15 protein-coding genes and 3 pseudogenes are annotated in these 13,486 nt (G+C 67.9%); 5 read left to right on the top strand and 13 right to left on the bottom strand.

The window, feature by feature from the left end; translation table 11 throughout:
- Positions 1-3: 3 nt before the first annotated feature.
- The 5 genes and pseudogenes from H4W80_RS62670 to H4W80_RS13710 all read right to left on the bottom strand — a co-directional run.
- A pseudogene (locus H4W80_RS62670) lies at positions 4-168 on the bottom strand (hypothetical protein); the annotation flags it as partial.
- A gap of 55 nt (positions 169-223) precedes the next feature.
- Positions 224-541, bottom strand: a complete 318-nt coding sequence (locus tag H4W80_RS13695) for a hypothetical protein (RefSeq protein WP_192785441.1) — start codon at positions 539-541, stop codon at positions 224-226.
- Between the two features lie 119 nt (positions 542-660).
- The gene (locus H4W80_RS13700; RefSeq protein ID WP_192785442.1) at positions 661-804 is read right to left on the bottom strand and encodes a hypothetical protein; all 144 of its coding nucleotides are present in this window, start codon (positions 802-804) and stop codon (positions 661-663) included.
- Positions 805-881: 77 nt separating this feature from the next.
- Complete coding sequence (locus H4W80_RS13705; RefSeq protein ID WP_318786852.1) at positions 882-1,814, bottom strand: alpha/beta fold hydrolase; 933 nt, start codon at positions 1,812-1,814, stop codon at positions 882-884.
- Positions 1,811-2,086, bottom strand: a complete 276-nt coding sequence (locus tag H4W80_RS13710) for an isochorismatase family protein (RefSeq protein WP_225963424.1) — start codon at positions 2,084-2,086, stop codon at positions 1,811-1,813. Before H4W80_RS13710 ends, H4W80_RS13705 begins: the two co-directional genes overlap by 4 nt.
- A gap of 86 nt (positions 2,087-2,172) precedes the next feature.
- On the opposite strand from H4W80_RS13710, the gene H4W80_RS64540 reads away from it, so the two are divergent.
- On the top strand, positions 2,173-2,619 hold the full coding sequence (locus H4W80_RS64540; RefSeq protein WP_378526373.1) for a LysR family transcriptional regulator: 447 nt from the start codon (positions 2,173-2,175) through the stop codon (positions 2,617-2,619).
- On the opposite strand, the pseudogene H4W80_RS13720 reads toward H4W80_RS64540, so the two are convergent.
- The 3 genes and pseudogenes from H4W80_RS13720 to H4W80_RS63580 form a co-directional block, all read right to left on the bottom strand.
- Positions 2,582-2,707, bottom strand: a pseudogene (locus H4W80_RS13720) (DNA-binding response regulator); the annotation flags it as partial. The gene H4W80_RS64540 and the pseudogene H4W80_RS13720 sit on opposite strands and share 38 nt — an antisense overlap.
- Positions 2,704-3,100, bottom strand: a pseudogene (locus H4W80_RS64545) (ATP-binding protein); the annotation flags it as partial. The pseudogenes H4W80_RS13720 and H4W80_RS64545, both read right to left, overlap by 4 nt.
- A 638-nt stretch (positions 3,101-3,738) precedes the next feature.
- Positions 3,739-4,689, bottom strand: coding sequence for an AraC family transcriptional regulator (locus H4W80_RS63580; RefSeq protein ID WP_192785444.1), 951 nt, complete (start codon positions 4,687-4,689; stop codon positions 3,739-3,741).
- Between the two features lie 122 nt (positions 4,690-4,811).
- Here H4W80_RS63580 and H4W80_RS13735 point away from each other — a divergent pair, with 122 nt between their 5' ends.
- Positions 4,812-5,564, top strand: coding sequence for an SDR family NAD(P)-dependent oxidoreductase (locus H4W80_RS13735; RefSeq protein ID WP_192785445.1), 753 nt, complete (start codon positions 4,812-4,814; stop codon positions 5,562-5,564).
- 53 nt (positions 5,565-5,617) lie between these two features.
- Here the strand turns inward: H4W80_RS13735 and H4W80_RS60660 are convergent, their stop codons facing one another.
- The 5 genes from H4W80_RS60660 to H4W80_RS13750 form a co-directional block, all read right to left on the bottom strand.
- Entirely contained in the window at positions 5,618-6,445 is an 828-nt protein-coding gene (locus H4W80_RS60660; RefSeq protein WP_225963426.1) for a hypothetical protein, read from the bottom strand.
- Entirely contained in the window at positions 6,399-7,688 is a 1,290-nt protein-coding gene (locus tag H4W80_RS60665) for a recombinase family protein (protein ID WP_225963427.1), read from the bottom strand. The genes H4W80_RS60660 and H4W80_RS60665 overlap by 47 nt, the downstream gene beginning before the upstream one ends.
- Positions 7,689-7,910: 222 nt before the next feature.
- On the bottom strand, positions 7,911-8,219 hold the full coding sequence (locus H4W80_RS62685) for a site-specific DNA-methyltransferase (protein ID WP_337959997.1): 309 nt from the start codon (positions 8,217-8,219) through the stop codon (positions 7,911-7,913).
- Complete coding sequence (locus H4W80_RS64280; RefSeq protein WP_337959998.1) at positions 8,101-8,922, bottom strand: DNA-methyltransferase; 822 nt, start codon at positions 8,920-8,922, stop codon at positions 8,101-8,103. The genes H4W80_RS62685 and H4W80_RS64280 overlap by 119 nt, the downstream gene beginning before the upstream one ends.
- Positions 8,919-9,377: an XF1762 family protein gene (locus H4W80_RS13750; protein ID WP_192785446.1), complete on the bottom strand. Its 459-nt coding sequence runs from the start codon at positions 9,375-9,377 to the stop codon at positions 8,919-8,921. Before H4W80_RS13750 ends, H4W80_RS64280 begins: the two co-directional genes overlap by 4 nt.
- A gap of 382 nt (positions 9,378-9,759) precedes the next feature.
- On the opposite strand from H4W80_RS13750, the gene H4W80_RS60675 reads away from it, so the two are divergent.
- From H4W80_RS60675 to H4W80_RS13765, 3 genes are read left to right on the top strand one after another with little or no spacing between them, the layout of a single operon-like run.
- The gene (locus H4W80_RS60675; RefSeq protein ID WP_318786854.1) at positions 9,760-10,791 is read left to right on the top strand and encodes a hypothetical protein; all 1,032 of its coding nucleotides are present in this window, start codon (positions 9,760-9,762) and stop codon (positions 10,789-10,791) included.
- A gap of 5 nt (positions 10,792-10,796) precedes the next feature.
- Positions 10,797-12,389 (top strand): conjugal transfer protein TrbL family protein, encoded by a 1,593-nt coding sequence (locus H4W80_RS13760; protein WP_192785447.1) that lies wholly within the window; start codon positions 10,797-10,799, stop codon positions 12,387-12,389.
- Positions 12,386-13,312 (top strand): PrgI family protein, encoded by a 927-nt coding sequence (locus H4W80_RS13765; RefSeq protein ID WP_192785448.1) that lies wholly within the window; start codon positions 12,386-12,388, stop codon positions 13,310-13,312. The genes H4W80_RS13760 and H4W80_RS13765 overlap by 4 nt, the downstream gene beginning before the upstream one ends.
- Positions 13,313-13,486 lie beyond the last annotated feature (174 nt).

The following is a 13,486-nucleotide window of genomic DNA, read 5'->3' on the forward strand; positions in this document are numbered from 1 at the left end:
GACCTCGGCGTCCGTCAGCGCGGACGCGAGATCCATCGAGCTCATGAGGGCGAGGTCACCGACGACCGCGTCGATCCCCTCAGCGGCGAGAACATCCTGCTGCTCCTCCCTGCGCACGAGTCCGCCCACCTCGTCACCGTGGGATCGAAGCGCCCTCGCGAGCAGCCCTCCAGTTTTCCCGCGATTCCGATGACGAACACGTTCACTGCGATCTCACTTTCCTTCACTCGACCGTGCCTGCGTCGTTGCGGACGCCGGTCACCGGTCCTTCCCGCGTCGCGACGAGTTCCGAGGGCCGCGGATCGTCCCCGCCGGCAACGCGTACCTGTGGCGCCGGATAGGCCAGCACCGCGGCGCCGCACACCACGACCGCCGCCACCAGCCACGCACCCACCCGGAGGAGGACACCGCGTCTCGGCCACCACTTCGCGGTCACCACGAGCGCGGCGAACAGCAAGGCGACCAGGCTCCAGCCCCACCACGGGCTACGGTTGAGCCACAGGAGGAGTGAGGCGAGGACCGCCAGGAGAGCCGGCGACACCCAGGACCATGCCGAAGGCCTCGGCGCGTTTCCGCGGGGCGCGACCTTTCGGGCCTCCCGTGCGGCGGTCGTGTCCGCGCCCTCCTCCCTGTCGGGTTGGCGACCGCTTTGGCGGGTGTTCATGCGACCTCGATCGCGGTGACGACGCCGGTCGCGGCCATGGTGAGCAGGGCTGCCCACAGCGCGACGATCAAGGGCTGAACGAACTCTGGCACCTGTGCGACGAGGTCCTGGAGCCACTCGTAGGGGTTGGAACCTGACATGGGTGTCTCTTTCGTTCGAGGGCGAGGTCGGCGCCCGGATGGTCGTGTCCGCTCGGTGCCGACCAAGCAGGTGCCGGCTACGTGGAGGGCCGGCTCTTCAGGGCGAGGCGGGAGGTTGCGCGGTCAGCGACGCGCCCTCGCAGAACCTCGAGCTTCTCCCCCAGGCTGCCGATCGCGAGCGAGAGGTGTCCCTGTCCTGGTTCAAGGTGTGGCACGGCCGTGGGCAGGTGCTCGGCCAGCCACTGGCCGTGCGCTACCGGGACCATCCGGTCCACGGTGCCGTGCCACAGCTCGATCGGCGCGGTGACGGCGTCGAGGCCGAAACCCCACGGGCTGGTGAGCGCGGCCAGATCCGCGATCCAACCCTCGTCTCCTCGGGACAGGCCGTGGTCCATGTTGGCCGCGTTGTCCGCGCCGAACTCGGCGGTCAGTACATCCAGGTCCACCGGGGGCAGCAAGGAGGCCATCTCGGTCGCGACATCTGCCGACGCGTGGCCCCGAACCGCCGACGCCATCCGTCCCACGAGTTCGCGCATCGCCGGTTCGCCGTGTCCGGCCATCCCGAACTGTGCGACGTTCTGTGCCCCCATGCCCTTGATGTAGTCGAGGCCCTCGGCGTCGAACGGCGCGAACGAGGCGATGAGCAGCACGCCCTCGACGCTCTCAGGGGCGACCGCCGCGCTGGCCAGCGCATGCGGCCCGCCGGCGGACCACCCGGCAACGAGGTAGCGGGTGACGCCAAGGTGGGTGAGCAGGAAGGCGCAATCAGCGGCGGTGTCGGCGACAGTCCGGCCGGCGGCGGGGCTCGATGCGCCGTATCCCGCCCTCGAGTACGTGATGATCCGGAACCCGCGCTCTGTCATCGAACCCAGGACCGCGTCCATCGGGACAGCCGAGCCCGGCATGCCGTGGTGGAACAGGACGACCGGGCCTGTGTTCGGTCCTGGCACTTCGTACTCGAGATCGCGCCCATCGGGCAGCCGCAAAAGTGGCACTGGAATCTCCGTCACCTTCTGGGATCGAACAGAACGTGGTCAAGGTCGCACCGCTCGGCGCACCACCAGGAGGCGGCCTGGAGCACCGGCCCGAGCGCGTTGGTCGTCGACTCACGGGCCCAGTCGCGCTGCCACTCGCCGGACACCGCCATCCAGGTGATGGGCACCACGCCGGCCTGCTCCATGCGGCGCACCGCCATGTCGTGCGCCTCGGCACTGACCCCGCCGCAGGCGTCGGTGACGACGAAGACGTCGTAACCCTCACCCAGCGCCTGGATGGCGGGCATGGCTCCTCAGGGGTGAGCAGTGCCTCGAGCCCGACCTTGGCGGTACGCGTCACGATGATCCTTCTGCGTGATGGGTTGAACGTTCGATGGTGAGGCTCAGAGCTCGACGGGCGGGCCGGAGCCTCTCCCGTGGCGTCACACGACGCTATGGCGGCCGCCCGGCGGGCGTCCAAGACTTGTCTCGAGGCCTGGCGATAGAATCTGTCTATCGATATCAGCCCACGCATCCTGCGCTACTTCCTGGCCGTGGCCGAAGAGCTCCCTTCGGCCGTGCAGCCATGCGCCTCTACATTTCCCAGCCGTCCCTGAGTCCTCAGATCCGCAAGCTCGAGGAGACCCTCGAAACCCCGCTCTTCGTGCGTTCGAGCCGCCGGGTGCAGCTCACCGCCGCAGGCCGGACGCTCCTTGAGGAGACGCCGAAAGCGCCGGCCGCGCTGGAGCAAGCCGTGCAGCTCAATAGGGTGGACGAGGCACGGGACACTAGCTGCTGCCGGCCGCATTCGCGGCGGTCGACGCGCTCAGGGCATTACTGATGACGGTGATCTCGCCCTCGAGCGGCAGCAGCGCAGCCATCGCCTTGCGCAGCAGGGCTTCGTCGTCGGCGAGTACCACCGTGGTCATCGGTTCTCCTGTGCTTCGGAACGTCGGTGCGGCAGGGTCGCGGCGGTCAGTAACCGTCCATCGTCCTGCTCGACCGTCAGTTCACCGCCATCGCCGGCGACGCGTTGCCGCAGGGCGGCCAGCCCCCCGGAGTTCGGGCAGTGGTGCGCGCTGGGCGCCGTCGTTGACGATGGTGATGCTCCTCGCCGACAGGGTGATCCGCACGCGCGTCGCCTGGGCGTGGCGAAGGATGTTGGTGGTCGTCTCGCGGAGGACCTGGCCCAGCAGTTCGCTCGCGTCCTGGTCGACGTCGGCCTCGCGGTTGACACGCACCCTGATGCCGGCGGCCTCGAAGAGGTTCCGCGCGTTCTCCAACTCGGCGGACAGGTTGAGCCGTCGTTGTGCGTAGGTGACGGCCAGACAGGAGAGCGCGACGCGCAGCACCTCACCCGCCGCCCACCGCGTGAAGCAGACCATGGTCGCCACCACACCGGTGCCGAGGATGACGGCCTCCCACCAGGACCGGGCGTAGACCGCCACCGAGATCGCCCCGGCCACGGCGAGCAACGGCAGGAACATGGTGAGGTTGAGCTTGCGGAGCTGTCCCTGCGCAGGCTCGGTGTCCATGGGTGGCTCCCCAGGATCGAACGGCAGGGGTCTGCTCCTCAGCATCGTTCAGCTCCGGCGGTGGGCACTAGTGACACCGCGTCGCGTCTTCCCCCCGAACAATGTCATGCGAACTGATGACGTGGGTCGCACTGGCGATCGTCCACTCAGGTCGCTGAGGTTGAGAGTATGACACCAGCAATCCGCGTTGACCGGAGGGACCTGGCTGTTCTCGTCGCCACCGTGATGGCGTTGACCCCGGCGACAGCGTCGGCGAAGACGCCGGGCCCGCCGAGGTGGGGTGCGTGCCCGGCGGACGTCGCCAAGCCCGGGGCTTGGAGCATTCGGTCATCGGACGTGGACTGGTCGGCGAGGTAGAGCCGTCTCGCTCGAAGCGCCAACTCTGCGCCAGCGTGAGCGGCGCAGCCGAGCACAGGATGCCTCCTTCAACTTCCGTTCGCGGCCGAGCGCGGTGACTGCCGTGCCTGGTTCCGGAACTGTGCGGGCGATGAGCCGACCACGCGGCGGAACGCGGTGCTGAACGCGCTCTCGGACCGGTAGCCCGTGGCCCGCGCGAGCTCGGAGATCGACAAAGTGTCGCGGGTGAGGGCGTCGCGCGCGAGGCTCATGCGCCATTGGATCAGGTACTCCAACGGCGGGACCCCGACGTGGCTCTTGAAGGCCTGGGCGAACGCGGAACGCGACATGTGGCTGATCTCGGCGAGCTCCTTGAGGCTCCAGGAGTGGGCCACGTCCGCGTGCACGGCACGCAGGGCGGCACCGATGCCGTCCTCGTTCAGGGCGCCCAGCCAGCCGGTGGGCCGGTCTGTCTGGCCGGCGTGAGCACGCAGCATGTGCACGAGCAGGATCTGTGCGAGGTGGTTCTGCACCAGCGGGCCGCCGGCGGCGGCGACCCCGACCTCGGTGGCCAGGAGATCGATCAGCTGCGCGAGCCGCCTGCCATGAGGATCGGCCACGCGGACGATCACGAGCGGCGGCAGAAGATCGGTCAGGAGGGCCGCGTTCCTGTCGTCGAACGCGATGTGCCCGACGCAGAGGTAGAGGTCCTCCTCGGACTCCGGGCCGATCCGCACGAACCCGTCTTCGGCACCCGCCCACACCGGCGCCGCAGGGCGCGGGCTCGCGTCGAGCGTGCTGGCCAGGACGTAAGGCGGGGGGTTGCCCAGCATGAAGGTGTCACCCTCCTGCAGGAGCACCGGCTCGTGCCCTTCGAGGATCAACCAGCACGTGCCGCGCACGAGGCCGCCGATCCGCACGTGCAGGAACGTGTCGAAGCGCAAAGCCCACTCTCCCGCGGCCCGGAGGCTGGGTCCGATCACCGTGCGGGGCCTGAGCAGGCCGATCGCGTCAGCCACTGGATCCCGAAATCCGAGCACCGAGCACTCCTCCTGGACGATACGTAAAGAACGCCGGACTCTGCATCATGGATAGTATCCGCGATCTGTCGCAGTATCGATGCCGAAGGGATCGGTATCGAGAGAGTGATGGAGACACCCACATGGGACAGCTGGAAGGCAAGACGTCGGTAGTCACCGGGGGCAGCACCGGTATCGGTCTGGCCACCGCCGTACGGCTGGCGGACGAGGGCGCGTACGTGTTCGTCACCGGCCGGCGCGAGGCCGAACTGGAGGCAGCCGTCAAGACCATCGGAGCAGACCGGGCCACCGCGGTCGTCGGCGACATCTCGAAGCCGGAGGACCTGGACCGGCTCTATGAGGCGGTCCGGGCGCGAGGCAAGGGTTTGGACGTGCTCGTGGCGAACGCGGCGGTCGGTGCGTTCGTGACGCTGGAACAGACCACCGAGGAGCACTTCGACCAGACCTTCGCGGTCAACGTCCGAGGCACCCTGTTCACCGTGAAGAAGGCGTTGCCGCTGCTCAACGACGGAGCCTCGATCGTCCTGATCGGTTCGACGGCCGGCGACCGTGGAGTAGAGGCTTTCGGCGCGTACGCGGCGTCGAAGGCGGCCGTCCGGTCCTTCGCGCGGACGTGGTCCAACGAGCTCAAGGACCGCGGCATCCGGGTCAACGTGGTCTCGCCGGCATGGATCGAGACTCCCGGGGGCACCGCCGCTTTCGGCGACGAGGAGACCGCCCGGGCCGTCAAGGAGAATGTCGCCGCGACCGTGGCCAAGGGCCGCATGGGTCAGCCTGAGGAGGCCGCCGCAGTCGTGGCCTTCCTGGCCTCGGAACAGAGCAGCTACGTCGTCGGCGCGAACATCTACGTTGACGGAGGCACGAACCAGATCTGAGCAGGCACCACACGATGGATGGCATCTGAAGCGCCCCAGGTTCTATGCCGCTGCTATCCAGGCGGCGCAGCCACCAACGTCGACGCCGGCGCCGAGATCGACCAGCAGGTCCACGGCCCGAGCGGGCTCCTCGGCGAGGAGTCGAGCCGATGCCGCCGAATGGGCTGCCGACCGCGCTGCGCGTTCCGGCCAACGAGGCTGACAACAACCCCGGTACCAACATCCACAGACCAGATGGCCGGGACAACGTCGGCGTGCCACGCCAACGCACAGCTGGGTATGAGGTGTACGGCATGGCATTGGATCTCCAGCAAGCGGACGTGCTCCACGACGGGCATGCGGGACGCCTCGTGCGCTGAATCCGGCGCACCGCCCGAGTGTTCGATTCCACACCACCTCACCCCCTCCCGACCAGGGAGAACAAGGGTGGTGGATGCGGCGAAGGTCATGTACGTATCGAGTGTGTCCCCCCTCGGACACACTTTGGTACATGATCGCCCAAGCTCAGCTTGGGCGATCACTGCGTTTCGGGCCGGTTCATAGATCAGGCGCAGGCCGAGCTCGCCATAGACCTCGGCCTTGTCCTGCGGGTCCGCAGTGCGAAGTGCCCTGCGTATGTCTCCGATCGTGGCCACCATCTCGGCTATCTCCTCTTCGGTGAGTCGTTTCGGGATCTTGCTCATCACCTTGTCCAGGCGCATCTGCTCGACCTTCCGCTTCGCCTCCGTCTCGGCGATCCAGCCGACGACCACAGCCGGATCGCTCCCCGCATCGACGAGGGCGCGGTAAGAGGTCAGCTTTCGCTCACACTCGGCCACGGCCTGTCGGACGGTTTCAAGTTCTGCCAGGCGGTGGTCGTCGGCGAGCTGAGCACCGGACATCGCGCGGATCGTGCCCGGGCAGGTGTGCGGGATCGAAGATCGTGGCCAACCACTCATCCAGTGGCTGGACTATCAGCTCCTCTCTCACATAGACGGAGCGCGGGTGGTCTATCTGGTTGGTCTGCGCGTACTCGCGTGGGAAGACGCAGCGGTAGTGCGGCTTGCAGTTGTTCCAGCTGCCCTGCATACGCCGCTCACAGATACCGCAGAACAGCAGCCCCCGGAAGACGTACGGGCGGGAAGTCCGGCGAGGCTTACGCCCCTCCTGGGCGCGTCCAGGAACCGCCAGCAGCGCCTGAACCTGAGCGAAGGTCTCGTCCTCCACCAGCGCCTCATGAGCCGCCTGCTGGGACCAGATCCAGTTGTCAGAGTCGTTCCAGCGAAGCTTGGTCATGTGGCCGAGGGCGACGTCGTTGACGTCGATGAGCACCTCATCCTTGCGCTGCCGGTTCCAGACCTGCCGACCGGTGTAGCGAGGATTGAGCAGGATCGCCCGGACCGCCGCTTTCGACCAGGCGATCCCGCTGCGATGGCGGTTTCTGGCCCGGTCGTAGGCCGAGGGGCACAGGATGCCGTCGCGGGTGAGCCCTTCTGCGATGGCGAGTAGTCCCCTGCCCCCAAGAAACTCGGCGAAGATGCGCTGAACCACAGGGCCGGTGAGCGGATCCGGTTCAAGGCGACGCAGGCGCTTGCCGTCGGCGGCCTTGGCCGGGTTGGGGTGTGGACCGGCATCGACCAGGCGATAGCCGTACGGTGGACGCCCTCCGAGATAGCGGCCCTCTACCTGGGCGAGCGCGGCCATAGAGGTGCGAACCCGCAGCTTGATGCGATTCCGCTCCCCCTTACTGATCCCGCCGAACATCGACATGATCAGCTCGTGGGCCTCGTTGACAGGATCGACAGGTCCCCCGACCTCGGGTACCCAGAGCGGGACGTCGAAGTGCTCGAACAGCGGGAAGGTCAGTCCGAACTGGTTGCCGTAGAAGGCCCGCTGCGGTTCACCGACCACGACGGCGTCGAACCCTCTTGCGGGGTTGCTCAGCTCGTCCAGCAGGACCCCGGCCCGTGGCCTGCGTTGCGGCGGGATCGATCGTGACTTGTCGATGTCGAAGAACTCCGCGACGATCACACCGCCATGGGGCTCGATCAACGCTCGTGACCTGGATAGTTGCCAGTTCCTCGATGAGGTGGGGTCCTGGTTGTCCTCTGTGGACACCCGTCCCCAGAAGGCGAACGGGATCATTCAGTGTTCCTCGCTTCCTGCTGGCGTTCTGTCAGCGCGCAGTTGCATTTCAGGAGAATCCGCAGGAGGGCACGAGCCGCTCCGGCGGTCAGACACGGGCCCTTCTCAGGCACCTCCACTCGCAGTTCGCATCGCTGCCCGCCGATCCCGGACCGCGCGGGCCCTGCAGAGTACGCCTCTGAGCCCGTTTCCGGAGGCCCTGAGCAGGCCCTTTGTAGCTGGTCAGACACCCTGGCCCCCTGAGTCGGTGAGGCGGGTGCGCGCCAGGTCGCAGTAGGCGGCGTTGAGTTCGATGCCGGCGAAGGTGCGGCCGAGTTGCCGGGCGGCAAGGCCGGTCGTGCCGCTCTCCATGAACGGGTCCAGGACCTTGCCGCCCAAGCGGCAGCCGGCGGCAATTGCCCTGAGCGGGATGTCAATCGGGAACGCCGCGAAGTGGGCCGCCCGTAGCGGGCGAGTGGGGATCGACCAGACGTCTCCGGGGTTCTTGCCGTCCGGATGGGCGGCGGCATGCCGCCTGCCCGTGGGGCACATTGCCGCGCCGTGTCGGGGACCTGCCGCGTCCTGGCCGGTCATGCCATACTTGCCGGTCGGCGGCCAGGCAGTGGTGATGCTGTTCGGCTTGTTGCCGCCTGAGCGTGCCCTCCTGGTGAGCGGGCGGTCTCCCGTGTACGGCTCGCGGATGGGACCCAGGTCGAATCCATAGTGCCTGCTGTTTGACCAATAGGAAGATCAGCTCGTACCGGTTGGTGAGGCGGTCTCGGATGGACTGCGGCATCGCGTTGGGTTTGTGCCAGACGATGGCGTTGCGCAGGATCCAGCCGTCCTCCTGGAGGGCGAAAGCGACCCGCCAAGGCATGCCGAGCAGGTTCTTCGGAGGAACCGACTGGCGGGCTCTGGGCCGCACGAGGGGCTGGCGCCGGTTGAAGGCCGCCCCGCGGGCACAGCCGTCGGAGTTGGCGGCGTAGACGTCGCCGAGGTTGAGCCAGCAGGTGCCGTCGTCCGTCAGGACCCTGCGAGCCTCGGCGAAGGTGGAGCGCAGGGTCTCCACGTACGCCTGGATCGTGGGCTCCTGACCGTACTGGCCGTCGCAGTAGTGCCGCAGCCCCCAGTACGGCGGGCTGGTGACGATGCAGTCCACCGAACCTGCGGGCATCTCGGCCAGCACCTGGCGGGCGTCACCGTGGTAGATGGTCGCCTGCCCGTCGCTCCAGTACGGGTCGCGCAGGGCGGTCATCGGCCGCCTCCCGCCGTGCTGGCCTCCCACACGATGCAGGAGTCACCGGCCGGCCGGAAGCCGGCGGCGCGCAGGCTGGTGCTCCGCTCGTCGGGGCGGATGCAGGCGATCAGCCGCCGATAGCCCGCCGCCCTCGCTGCCCGCCGGGCAGCGCCCAGCAGGGCCGAGCAGGCGTTGGGCGTGCCGTCGGTGGACAAGCAGACGATCTCGGCCGTGACCTCGTCGTCGGAGCTCCAGCCGTCGACGAACACGACGCCCACCAGGGTTCCGTCATCGGTCTGGACGCCGAGGACGATCTCAGCCTGTGGGGCGAGGTGGCGGTCTGTCCAGGCGGTGAATGCCCGCGCGGTCTGAATTGCGACCGGAGTAACCGTCAGACGCTGATTAGGCTGCCTGAGCAGAATGGCCGGTCCGCCGTCGTGCGCGTTCGCGCGAATCTCATTGTGGTTCTCCATTGTCGTTGTCGGGACACGTTTTCCGGATGTGTGCCGCCCGGGGCCCGAAGCGTGGGCCTGGGTAGCTGGTGACCAGGCAAGCAGCAGGCTCAGAGTCTGCTCAGAAGCCAAGCAAGAGGGGCTCAGAAGTCACCCGGACGTATGAGGTTCTGGCGAATTTCTGAGCGGACTCCCAGCGTTCTTCTCAGCCATTTCTGAACAGGTGCGTACACCGGATTCGAGACCACAGAGATTCTTGCTCGACCGGGAGTACGACATGAGCGCTCATCGCCTTGATGAATCGCCTTTGGACACCGCGGAGACCTCGTTCCGGTTGCTGACCACCGGCCCAGGGAGCCTGTCCTTGGACTGCCCCGCGCCTGGCCTGCCTCGAGGGCCGATCGTGCTGCTGAAGCTGCGCGAGCTGCTCACCAGCAATGAGGTCACCGATGACACACGCGATGCTGTCTGGCGGGAGCTGGTCCTGCGGGCTCGCCGATCCGGACCGTCCTGGACGGTAGCGGCCGTCGGGATGGCGATGCCCGCGCTGCGCCGGATCGCGCTCTCGCTGACCCGCGACCTGCCCTGCGGGGACCCCGTGGATGTCGACATCGCGATCCTGGCGGGCTTCCTGCGGGGAATGCACCGTGTGGACCTGCAGCTGGCAGATATCCGCCCCCGCCTGTGCGAAGCAGCCCACTGGTCAGGTGAGAGCACCCGTCGCTACATCGTCGGCATGGCGCCGGCGAGTGAGCCGCCGCTCGCGCCGCGCCCCTGGTATCACCCCGAGATGACGCTGATCGACGCGATCGCCGACGGCGTGCTCACCGAACACGAGGCCGAGCTGATCAGCCTGACCCGGCTGGAGCACACACCCCTGCGCCCTCATCCCCTGACCGCTTCCCCGCCTGTAGGGGAAGCGCCCACGAATTCCGCACGAAGCCAGGCAAATCCGGATGCAGACCAGGCAACCGACAGCAGAGGAGGCGGGGACACTACCCCTGGCTCCGTGCGGATCTCCCCGAACCACCCGTCCGTAGCCGGGCGGGCCAAGCGGCGGCGCACATCGCGGCCGCTCCGGCGCAGGAAGCGCCACCTGTGTGGCCTCGCGGCGCCGCTGATTGCCGCGGCGGCAATCGCGGTCCTGCTGATTGCCGTGGCGGCAACCAAGGCGCTTGCCGCGTACCCAGCGGCTGCCGCTCCCGCGGATCTGAACACGGTGTTCACCAACCTGCGGAACTGGCTGATCGGGCTGTTGGCCACTCTGGCAACGCTCATGCTGACCATCGGCGGGCTCCGCTACCTGATCGCGGGCGGCGACCCAGGAGAGATCCAGAAGGCCAAAGCAGCGCTGAAGGCAGCGGCCTTCGGCTACGCCCTGGCAGTGCTGGCGCCGCTGTTCATGAGCGTGCTCAGGCGAATCGTAGGCGGCTGATCCCGATGCCGCACAGCGACCTCGCTTCTTCCGCCACCACCGTTTCTGGTCCGTTCTGCTTGCCGCGTCCACTCATCGGTATTTCCGCCGGTCGGACAGCGACGCGGCTGGCTCTGGCCACTGCCGTCGTTGCCGGTTCCGTTGCCGCGATGACGGCTGCCGCCGCTGCCGCCACGCCATCGCCTTCTCCTGTTCCTGTGCCGTCCCCTTCGCCGGGGGATGTCTCGATCGAGAATCCCGGAGGCGGGTTCGGCATCAGCGACTGGATCGCGGGCTGGGTCAACTCGTGGTTCTCCAACTTGGTGGCGCTGGCGATCGAACCCATGCTCAAGGTCCTCGCAGTGACACTGCTCGCCACCCCGGACGTCACTGGCAATGCCAGGGTGTTCGACCTGTGGAAGGCGAGCGCTGTGATCGCCAACAGCGGGTTCGTTCTGCTGGCCACCATCGGTGCGATCGCGGCGATGGGGCATGAGACGGTTCAGACCCGGTACGCGGTCAAGGAAGTGTTGCCCCGTCTGTTCGTCGCTGTCCTGGCCACCAATTCGAGCTTCACGCTCTGCGGCAAGATCATCGAAGTCGCCAATGCGCTGTCGCAGGCCCTGCTCGGGCAGAACTTCGACGGCCGGCGTGCGTTGACGACCCTGCGATCCATGATCTTGCCACCAGCGCAGGACGAGAGCTTCTACATCCTGCTCGCACTGGTCGCCGTCATCCTCATGGCCCTGCTGCTGATCGCCTTCGTGATGCGGGCCGCGCTGGTGCTGCTGCTGGTCGTGGCCGCGCCGCTGGCGCTGGCCTGCCTGGCGCTTCCCTACACCGATGGGCTGGCCCGGTTCTGGTGGCGGGCCTTCACCGGCCTGTTGACCGCTCAGATCGCCCAGTCCCTGACGCTGGTGATGGCCGTACGGATCTTCTTCAACCAGGACGGGCGCCTGCTGCTCGGGCTCGTACCGTCCGGCCAGCTCATCAACCTGATCCTCGCCATATGCCTGTTGGTCGTTCTGGTGCGCATTCCGCGCTGGATGTCGCGTCGGATCTTCGCTCAAACGGCAGGCCGTGGCTCATCGGTCATGAAGATCATCAAGTACGCCGTGGCGTACAAGTTCGCCTCACCTGTGCTGAGCGCGCTACACCTGACCCGGGGTGCTCGCGGCCGAGCTGCTACCGGTGCCCGAGCAGGACAGGGCATTCAGGGCAGAGTGCTGCCCCCACGCCGTCCGCCCGGCTCCTCCGGCCCAGGAGGCCCTGCCGGTTCGGGCGGCCCTCGTCCGCCCGCCGGGCCGACTCCCCGCAGCGGTCCGAGCCAGGGTCAGCGTAGGCATCACCCCGGCCACCAACGGCGCTCGACATTGATCACACAGTCATCGCCCACTCCGCCGACCCACGGCACGAACATGAGCAGCCCGCCCCAACCGTGGTGGCAGCCACCTCGCCCCCTCAGCACCGGACCAGGCCACGCACCACGCGGCCACCACCCTTCCCAGCCTGGCCGCCGTCCAGTTCCGCCAGCCGTGTTCCTGCCGCCGGTCTATCCCGGCAACACCACGAGCGCTGGGCGGCGTACTCCGCCTGGTACAGGAGGTGAACGCAGGTGAGCTGGTCGGTACGGATCCCCGCTGACATAGAGCAGGACGACCGGATCGTCGGAGGGTTCACCGCGCGTCAGCTGGCCATTCTCGGCGGCACCGGGGCATTGCTGTACGTCGCATACCTGATCGCCGGTGAGCGCATCGACCTGCTGGTGTTCGCTGCCGGAGCTTTGCCCATTGCGGCGGCAGGACTGCTGTTGGCGATCGGGCGGCGCGACGGTGTCGCGCTGGACCGGTACCTGCTGGCCGCGTTGCGCCACCTGGTCTCGCCCAAGGCCCTGACCTCCATGCCCGAGCAGCCAACGGCGGCTCCCGTGTGGGCGGCTGCTCACTCTGGCCCCAGGTCTGCGCCACTGCGGCTGCCCGCTCACGGGGTGGTCGGTGACGGGTTGATCGATCTCGGGCCGGACGGCGTCGCCGCAGTGGCGGAGGTGTCCACCGTCAGCTTCGCCCTGCGCACACCTGAGGAGCAGGACGCGCTCGTGGCGACCTTCGGACGCTGGCTCAACTCGCTCTCCGGCCCGGCACAGATCCTGCTGCGCGCCCAACGAGTGGACCTCGCTCCGACGATCAACCAGTTGGTGGAGGGCGCCGGTGCTCTTGCTCACCCAGCGCTGACGACCGCCGCGCACGAGCACGCCTCGTTCCTGGCTGATCTGTCCGCCCGGCATGACCTGCTGCGTCGCCAGGTCCTACTGATCATCCGCGAGCCCGCCGACGGCGGACAGGACGCGGCGGCGGCTCGGGCGCTGCGGCGGGTGGAGGAAGCCGCGCGGCTGCTCCCGACGTGCGGCGTCACTGTGCAACTTCTGAGCGCCGAGGCCACCGGCGCCGTGCTGGCGTCGTGCTTCGACCCAGCCGCACCGCCCCTGCGCGCCGATCAACTCGCCGAGGCCGGCGAGGTCATCACGAGGGGAGAACACCAGTGAAACTCCGACGTACGAAGTCGCCTCGTAGCCGGCTTGGTCCGGAGGCAATCCTGGTCAGGCCATCCCATCTACGGGTTGGCGGTGGGCTGTGCGCGACGCTCGCCGTCAACGGGTATCCGCGAGAGGTCGCCTCCGGGTGGCTGGAGCCTTTGCTTACCTATCCCGGCCGTCTGG

It is taken from the genome of Nonomuraea angiospora, assembly GCF_014873145.1.
GTDB classification, from domain to species: Bacteria; Actinomycetota; Actinomycetes; order Streptosporangiales; family Streptosporangiaceae; genus Nonomuraea; species Nonomuraea angiospora.

Coding starts and splice junctions, on each gene's coding strand:
- H4W80_RS64540 (WP_378526373.1), top strand. CDS start 2,173: ATGGTGAGGCTCAGAGCTCGACGGGCGGGCCGGAGCCTCTCCCGTGGC.
- H4W80_RS13700 (WP_192785442.1), bottom strand. CDS start 804: ATGTCAGGTTCCAACCCCTACGAGTGGCTCCAGGACCTCGTCGCACAG.
- H4W80_RS13710 (WP_225963424.1), bottom strand. CDS start 2,086: ATGCCCGCCATCCAGGCGCTGGGTGAGGGTTACGACGTCTTCGTCGTC.
- H4W80_RS62685 (WP_337959997.1), bottom strand. CDS start 8,219: ATGTGCCCCACGGGCAGGCGGCATGCCGCCGCCCATCCGGACGGCAAG.
- H4W80_RS60665 (WP_225963427.1), bottom strand. CDS start 7,688: ATGATCCCGTTCGCCTTCTGGGGACGGGTGTCCACAGAGGACAACCAG.
- H4W80_RS64280 (WP_337959998.1), bottom strand. CDS start 8,922: ATGACCGCCCTGCGCGACCCGTACTGGAGCGACGGGCAGGCGACCATC.
- H4W80_RS60660 (WP_225963426.1), bottom strand. CDS start 6,445: ATGTCCGGTGCTCAGCTCGCCGACGACCACCGCCTGGCAGAACTTGAA.
- H4W80_RS13760 (WP_192785447.1), top strand. CDS start 10,797: ATGCCGCACAGCGACCTCGCTTCTTCCGCCACCACCGTTTCTGGTCCG.
- H4W80_RS13750 (WP_192785446.1), bottom strand. CDS start 9,377: ATGGAGAACCACAATGAGATTCGCGCGAACGCGCACGACGGCGGACCG.
- H4W80_RS13735 (WP_192785445.1), top strand. CDS start 4,812: ATGGGACAGCTGGAAGGCAAGACGTCGGTAGTCACCGGGGGCAGCACC.